The organism is Pseudomonas sp. NPDC089530 (assembly GCF_050280705.1).
GTDB lineage: Bacteria > Pseudomonadota > Gammaproteobacteria > Pseudomonadales > Pseudomonadaceae > Aquipseudomonas.
Genome location: NZ_JBNNVU010000025.1, coordinates 61,823 through 69,103, shown reverse-complemented (window position 1 = coordinate 69,103; position 7,281 = coordinate 61,823). Strand labels below are relative to the sequence as shown.

Genomic DNA, 7,281 nt, shown 5'->3' with positions numbered 1-7,281 from the left:
GATAGACGTAGGCCAGCACCTGGGCCACCGCCAGATAGAGCCCGCCAGGAATTTCCTGCTCCAGCTCGGTGGAGTGGTAGCGCCAGCGTGCTGGCCATCGGCGCCGACTGGGCCAACTCGGCGCGCGGCTTCATGTTCGCCATCGGCTGCATCCAGTCGCAAAGCTGCCACACCAACAAATGCCCGACGGGCGTCGCCACCCAGGACAACCTGCGTCAACGCGCCCTGGTGGTGCCGGACAAGGCGCAACGGGTGTACAGCTTCCACCGCAACACCCTCAAGGCCCTGGCCGAAATGCTCGCCGCCGCCGGCCTGCAACATCCTTCGCAACTGGAGGCCAAGCACCTGGTGCGCCGCATGTCGGCCACCGAGATCAAGCTGTTCTCGCAGTTGCACGTGTTCCTCAAGCCCGGCGAACTGCTCACCGGCACGGTCAACGGCGAGTTCTATGCGCGCATGTGGCAACTGGCCCGCGCCGACAGCTTCGAGCCGAACAGCGAAGCCGCGGCCTGAGCCGCACCCCTCGACGCCCCGCCCTCCCGGCGGGGCATTCTCCCTCTGCAAAGGATGCAACCCCTGTGCTCAAAGTCATCGCCGAAGACTTCATCAAACCCGAACACCTGGACACCGTGCGCCCCTGGTACGCCGAACTGGTGGAGAAAACCCGCCAGGAACCGGACTGCATCGCCTATGACCTGTTCATCGACCAAGAGGACCCGGGGCACTTCATCTTCATCGAACAATGGCCGGACCGCGCGGCGCTCCGCGCCCATTGCCAGACCGAACACTTCACCCGCCTGGTGCCGCAGATCAACGCCTTCCAGGCCAGGGAATGCCGGGTGCTGCTGATGGATCAGTTCTGATCCCGCCCGACCCACCCGCTGCCTGACCGGACCACCGACAGCAGACCGCAACCTCACTGACGTTTGGGAGATGCCCATGCCGCTGTTGTCATTCGATTCGCTGTCCAGCCAGTTGCCCGCCAGCTGGAAGTCCAGGGTGGTGGGCCAGGTGGGGCCGGCCCGCATCAAGGTGCTGCGCATGGACGAACAGGCCCATGCCGAAGAAAGCCACGACTACAACGAAGCGCTGTTGGTGACCCACGGTTGCCTGCGGCTGGGCATCGCCGGGAACGAGGTAACGGTGAACCCGGGCCAGATGTACCTGGTCGAGGCCGGGTTGGCCCATGCGGTGTTGCCGGGCAGCCACGGTACCCTGGTGATCATCGACGTCTAGCCCGGCCTCACCACTGCAGGGACTTGATCGGCGCCGGCTCCTTCATGACGATGAAGCCGTAGTCGCCCAGCAGATAGATCCGGTAGTAGCGGCTGTCCACCAGCGGTGGATAGCCCTGGTAACCGACCAGGGTCGCATTGCGCCGCCCCCGCTCCGCCACCACGTTGGCGATCCCCACCTTGGGCAGGTTCTCCGCCAGCATCAGGAAGTCGATGTTCAGCAGATAGTGCAGCACCGGCATCTGCTTGAACGACCCCGCGGCCGCCAGCAGCCAGTGATCGGAATAGGTCACCGACATATAAATGCGCTTGGCCTCGCGCAGCGAGCGCTGGTGGGTGATGTCCCGCTCCAGGCTCGACAGCATGCTGGCGGCGAAGGTCTTCTGCACCGTCAGCACCCGGCCATAGGCGTACGACAGCGACAACATCGCCAGCAGCGGTATCGCCAGCAACAGCGGCAAGCGTTCATGCAGCGCCGCCAGCGCCAGGTGGCTCAGGTAGAACAGCAGCACCAGCAGGACCGCGAAGCCCATCAAGGTCCTGGCGCCTTCGTTGAAGTCGCGGAAAAACAGCGCAACCCCCGAGACCAGCAGGATCACCAAGGGCACTGTCAGCAGGCAAACCAGCGCCATCAGGGCTTTCTGCGGGCCGCTGTCCCGGCGCTTGAGCAGGCCCGCCCCCAGCCGCACGCCACCGGCCAGGGCACAGAGCGCCAGCACGGCGAACACCCATGCGAACCCGCCGTGGAACAGCAGCACGACTTTTTCCAGCACCCTGCCGATGTTGATCTCCAGTTGCAGCCCGGGCCGCGCCGCCCAATTGAGCAGCAAGGTGCGGGTCTGGTCCGTGAAGGGGTAGGCCGTGATGCTGTAGATCATCCCGCCCAAGGCCCCCTGGGCGATTTTCCAGCCGATCAGCCGGCACCAGCGCGCCCAGGGCATTTTGTCCTGGGCGGCCCGGAGCACCTCCAGGGCACACAGGCCCAGGAACACATTGATGCTGATCTGGTAGAGCCCGATGGCCAGCGCCACCAGCACGGCCGGCACCAGCCATTGCAGGCCACGGTGGGCGCAACGAAAGGTGATCGCGTAGATCACCGCCACCAGGCTCAAGGCGATGGCCGGGCCGTCGTATTGATAAGACAGGTTCTGCAGGAAGAACGGGTTGTACCAGAGCGGCAGCAGCACCAGGCAGTTGGCCAGGGTCGGCTGCGGGTAGTAATGCAAGGTCAGGCGGGTCAGGGCCCATGCCATGGCCGGCGTGGCGATCAGCAGCGGCAAGGGGAAGATGTTCGGCGCGGCGCCGCTGAAGGTCAGGGCGTTGTAGAACAGCTCGGTGAACAGCCGGCCCTGGCCGGTCCAGGCGGTGCCGGCCGACAGGGACCGCCAGTTGTCGTCGATATAGGGGAAATCCGCGAGGATCAGCGGCAGCACATACAACAAGGTGGCGTACAGGAAAAACCGCCAGACCTGGCGCTCTCCCAGTTCGCCGTCGAGCAACGCGCCGAGCCTGCCCATGCTAGAGCCCCAAGCGGTCCTTGCCGCCGACGATGTCCTTGATCACATAACGCGGCCGGTGCTTGGCTTCGATATAGATGCGGCCGACGTACTCGCCGAGGATGCCGATGCCGATCAACTGCACGCCGCCGAGGAACAGGATGGCGGTCATCAGCGAGGGGTAACCGGGGACACTGTTGCCGAAGAAAATCTTGTCCAGCACCATGTACACCGCGTAGAGCACCGCGAAAATCGAAATGCAGCCACCCACGTAGGTCCACAGCCGCAACGGCACGGTGCTGAACGAGGTGATGCCTTCCAGCGCCAGGTTCCACAATTTCCAGCCATTGAACTTGCTGTTGCCCGCCACCCGTTCGGCGCGCTCGTACTCCACCACCACCGTGGTGAACCCGGCCCACGACAGCACCCCTTTCATGAACAGCTGATGCTCCGGCAGGGTGCGGATCACATTGACCACCTTGCGATCCATCAGCCGGAAATCGCCGACGTTTTCCTCGATCCGGGTGTAAGCGATGCGGTTCAGCAGGTGGTAGAACAGCGTCGCGCTGTAGCGTTTCAGATAACCGTCGGCGGCGCGCCGGCGGCGTTTGGCCAGCACCACGTCGGCGCCCTTGCGCCACTCCTCGAGCAAGCGCGGGATGACGCTGATCGGGTCCTGCAGGTCGACGTCCATGGGAATCACCGCATCGCCGGTGGCATGCTCCAGCCCGGCGAACAAGGCCGGCTCCTTGCCGAAATTGCGCGAGAAGTTGATCACCAGCACCTGGGCGTCCGTCTGCGCCAGGGCCTTGGCCTCGTCGGCCGTGCGGTCGGAACTGCCGTCGTTGACGAACACGATCTCGACCTCGCCGGGCCCGAGCCGCAGCTCGCGACGCACCGCCTGATAGAACAGGCCGATGGCCTGCTCTTCGTTGAACACCGGGACGATCAGCGAGATGTTCATGGCTCGCACTCGCGAAACACCAGGTACTTGGCGAACAGAAAGCCGCACACCAGGCTCAAGGCCGAAAATGCCACCACCGTCAGCAAGCCCGGCAGTTGCCACACATCCCCGGCATGCCCGACGCCCAGGCTCAGCACGCCCATGCCCCCCAGAAACAGCAGATAGCCGCCCACCGACACCTTGGCGGCGAAGGTGTAGCGCGCGTTCATACAGAAGGAAAACGAGGCCGCGACGCAGAACGCCGCCAGGTTGCTGAGCGCCTGGCTGATACCGGCCACCAGGCTCAGTAAAAAGAACACCAGCCAGTGAATCAGGGTGTTGACGACGCCGATGGCCGTGTATCTGGAGATTCCCTTCCAAAAGGGCCTCATGGTGACTCCCCCACGTTGGAGCTGCACAACTTGTATGGCAGGTTTTTTCCGCCCGCGACTGGCAAAAACCACTGATCCGCATTTTTTCAGACCTGCGGTCATGGGCCACGACGCTGCCGGCCAGCCCCTTCCAACACGCTACAACGCCCGCCCTGCCTGGGCCGCTGCCATTCAAGCGCCCTTCCCTGCTGCCTCAAGCCGAACGGCTTGCTGCCAATAAAATGCATTAGCGCATAAAAATGCTTGCACAAACGCATATCGCAACTAAGGTTACCCCTGAGCCCGACCGGAGCCGGCCATCGAGGATGGCAACCCCTACCAGCCGGTCAGGGCTTGAGAAAAGCGCTTTATCGAAACACGCAATAACGACACAAGCTGGACGCTTGTTTTCACTCATGGAGGATGAAAATGCTAACCCTTGAAGACACACCCTTTACCCGCACGGGCCCTGCCCAGGCACTGCCAAGATGCCTGGCCAGCCACCTGCTCGACGCCGGGCTGAGCGAGGCCCTGGACGGCGCGGAGCATGCCGCCCTGGCCGCCCGTCTCAACTTCAACATTCAGCAGCAGACCCAGACCAACTGGTGCTGGGCCGCCCTGTCGGCCTCGGTCGGCCTGTATTACGGGACCGGCACCTGGACCCAGTGCGGGGTCGCCAACGCCGAACTGGGCCGCAATTCGTGCTGCAGCCAGCCGGGGCCGTGCAACGTGTACGGCTACCTGGACTCCGCCTTGCGCACCACCCGCAGCTTTGGCGGCATGAACCAGGGCTCGCTGCAGATGTCGGCCATCGAAAACCAGATCAACCAGGGACGCCCGGTTGGCCTGCGCTGCGCCTGGTTCGGCGGCGGCGCGCACTTCCTGGCGATCCATGGCACCAACGGTGGCTACGTGCTGGTGGCGGACTCCATCTACGGTTATTCGACCCGCGCCCTGAACACCTTTCCCCGCTCGTACAACGGCGGCGGCAACTGGACCCACACTTACTTCACCCGGAAAAACTAGGAGGCCCGCATGCAACTGATTTATCCCAAGGCGCCCGCCAACGGCGCCCAGGTCCTGCGCCCGGCGCTCCAGGCCGCCCTGCAGAGCAAAGGGTTTGGCGTCAATCGCCAGTTCGCCCAGGCCACGGCCGCCAAGGTAAGCCTTTCCGAGCCTTACCGTGGTTACTCCCTGAGCCTGGACGACCTGGCTCAGGGCAAAGGGCTCAAACAGGCCACGCTGGGAGACTGGCATTACCTGGTGTTCAGCGACGGGGTATCGATTGCCGACGCCCAGCTGGCGCAAGTCGGCGGCCAGGTCGAGTTCGCGTCACTGAACCACGGCGCCCTGGCAGCGGCCACGGTCAATGCGCTGAACCTGGCGGAAAACACCCCGCACCTCCAGGGCCGGACCTACGAACTGCGCCTGTTGTTCGTCTCGGCGCTGCATGTCGCGGCAATCTGGCTGCACGCCAGCGATGAAGACGTGCTGATCCCGATCGAACCGACGCCCAAGCACCTGGCGAGCACCAAGCTGTACAGCGAGGCCGCGCTGCTGGCCCTGCTGGCGCCCGCCGCGCAACGGGTGAAAACCACCTTCGATGCCGACACCACGGGGCAGTTGGGAGGCTGACCCCGGGGCGATCTGCCCAGGGTGCACCAGGATAAAACCTGGAACCACGGCAGCATCGCCCGCATAAAAAAGCCCCGGTCACCGACCGGGGCTTTTTCTGCTATCGACGGTCGTGCTTACGACGCCGAGCGCACCGCGCCCTGTTGTGCGTCGTTCGGTTGCAGCTTGAGCAGATAGAACAGCGCCGTCAGCAGCACCAGGAACGCCGGGCCCACGTACAGCGCCACGCGGGTGTCCGGGAAGTAGGCCATCAGCCCCACCACCAGCACCAGGAACGCCAGGGCCAGGTAGGAGCTGACCGGGTACAGCCACATGCGGTACTTCAGGCCCGCACGCTCGCTCGGGCTCAGGCCTTTGCGGAACTTGAGCTGGGCCAGGAGGATCATCACCCAGGTCCAGATCGCGCCGAAGGTGGCGATGGACGTCACCCAGACGAAGACTTTCTCGGGCACCAGGTAGTTCATCAGCACGCCCAGCAGCAGGGCGAAGATCGACAGCAGCAGCGCGCGACGCGGTACGCCGCTGTTCGAGGTCTTGGCGAAGCTGGCCGGGGCCTGGCCGTTCTGCGCCAGGCTGTAGAGCATGCGCCCGGTGCTGAAGATGCCGCCGTTGCAGGACGACAGCGCCGCAGTGATCACCACGAAGTTGATGATGCCGGCCGCGGTCTTGATGCCCAGACGCTCGAAAGTCATCACGAACGGGCTGCCCTGGGTGCCGATTTCGTTCCAGGGGTAGATCGACAGGATCACGAACAGCGCGCCCACATAAAACAGCAGGATGCGCCAGAACACCGAGCCGATCGCGTTAGGGATGGTCTTCTGCGGGTTCTTCGCTTCACCGGCGGTGAGGCCGATCATCTCCACGCCCAGGTAGGCGAACATCACCATCTGCAAGGACATCAGCACGCCGGTCACGCCGTTGGGCATGAAGCCGCCGTGGGTCCACAGGTTGGAGATCCCCAGCGCCACACCGTCGTTGCCGAAACCGAAGGCGATGATGCCGACGCCGCCGATGACCATGGCGATGATGGTGACGATCTTGATCAGGGCGAACCAAAACTCGAACTCACCGAAGGCCTTGACCGCGATCAGGTTGATCGACCCCATGCTCACCAGGGCCGCCAGGGCCCAGATCCAGCGCGGCACATCGGGGAACCAGATGCCCATGTACACCGCCACCGCGGTGATTTCCGCGACGCAGGTCACCAGCCACAGGAACCAGTAGTTCCAACCGGTGAGAAAGCCCGCCAACGGGCCCAGGTAGTCTTGCGCGTAACGGCTGAAGGAACCCGCGACCGGGTTATGCACCGCCATCTCGCCGAGGGCGCGCATGATCACCAGGATCGCCAGGCCGCCGAGGATGTAGGACAGCATGATGGCCGGGCCGGCCATTTCGATGGCCTTGGCCGAGCCGAGGAACAGACCGACACCGATACAGGCGCCAAGCGCCATCAAGCGAATATGCCGTTCACCGAGTTCGCGTTTCAGCGGGCCGCCGTTAGCGGTCTCGCCTTGGGGCAGGTGGTTGCCAACTGGCATGGGGATACAACCTCATCTTGTTATTGGATATGAGCCACCGAATCGGCAAGGCACGGGTGGATA

9 protein-coding genes and 1 pseudogene are annotated in these 7,281 nt (G+C 64.0%); 5 read left to right on the top strand and 5 right to left on the bottom strand.

The window, feature by feature from the left end:
- Positions 1-52, bottom strand: a 52-nt coding sequence (locus ACQKQA_RS12655) for a hypothetical protein (protein ID WP_427557527.1), incomplete at its 3' end; no start/stop codon positions are given.
- A gap of 29 nt (positions 53-81) precedes the next feature.
- Between ACQKQA_RS12655 and ACQKQA_RS12650 the strand changes: the two are divergent.
- From ACQKQA_RS12650 to ACQKQA_RS12640, 3 genes and pseudogenes are all read left to right on the top strand, one after another.
- Positions 82-513, top strand: a pseudogene (locus ACQKQA_RS12650) (glutamate synthase-related protein); the annotation flags it as partial.
- 65 nt (positions 514-578) lie between these two features.
- The gene (locus tag ACQKQA_RS12645) at positions 579-863 is read left to right on the top strand and encodes a putative quinol monooxygenase (protein ID WP_427557518.1); all 285 of its coding nucleotides are present in this window, start codon (positions 579-581) and stop codon (positions 861-863) included.
- Positions 864-939: 76 nt separating this feature from the next.
- Positions 940-1,236, top strand: a complete 297-nt coding sequence (locus ACQKQA_RS12640; RefSeq protein ID WP_427557515.1) for a cupin domain-containing protein — start codon at positions 940-942, stop codon at positions 1,234-1,236.
- A 7-nt stretch (positions 1,237-1,243) separates the two neighbouring features.
- On the opposite strand, the gene ACQKQA_RS12635 is transcribed toward ACQKQA_RS12640, so the two are convergent.
- From ACQKQA_RS12635 to ACQKQA_RS12625, 3 genes are read right to left on the bottom strand one after another with little or no spacing between them, the layout of a single operon-like run.
- A complete protein-coding gene (locus ACQKQA_RS12635) occupies positions 1,244-2,752 on the bottom strand; it encodes a glucosyltransferase domain-containing protein (protein WP_427557513.1) in 1,509 nt (502 codons plus the stop codon).
- 1 nt (position 2,753) lies between these two features.
- On the bottom strand, positions 2,754-3,695 hold the full coding sequence (locus ACQKQA_RS12630) for a glycosyltransferase family 2 protein (protein WP_427557511.1): 942 nt from the start codon (positions 3,693-3,695) through the stop codon (positions 2,754-2,756).
- Positions 3,692-4,066: a GtrA family protein gene (locus ACQKQA_RS12625; RefSeq protein WP_427557508.1), complete on the bottom strand. Its 375-nt coding sequence runs from the start codon at positions 4,064-4,066 to the stop codon at positions 3,692-3,694. The genes ACQKQA_RS12630 and ACQKQA_RS12625 overlap by 4 nt, the downstream gene beginning before the upstream one ends.
- Positions 4,067-4,474: 408 nt before the next feature.
- On the opposite strand from ACQKQA_RS12625, the gene ACQKQA_RS12620 reads away from it, so the two are divergent.
- Positions 4,475-5,071, top strand: coding sequence for a papain-like cysteine protease family protein (locus ACQKQA_RS12620; RefSeq protein ID WP_427557505.1), 597 nt, complete (start codon positions 4,475-4,477; stop codon positions 5,069-5,071).
- 9 nt (positions 5,072-5,080) lie between these two features.
- Positions 5,081-5,680 (top strand): hypothetical protein, encoded by a 600-nt coding sequence (locus tag ACQKQA_RS12615; protein ID WP_427557502.1) that lies wholly within the window; start codon positions 5,081-5,083, stop codon positions 5,678-5,680.
- Between the two features lie 116 nt (positions 5,681-5,796).
- Here ACQKQA_RS12615 and ACQKQA_RS12610 read toward each other — a convergent pair whose 3' ends face one another.
- Entirely contained in the window at positions 5,797-7,218 is a 1,422-nt protein-coding gene (locus ACQKQA_RS12610) for an amino acid permease (protein ID WP_427557499.1), read from the bottom strand.
- Positions 7,219-7,281: the final 63 nt, after the last annotated feature.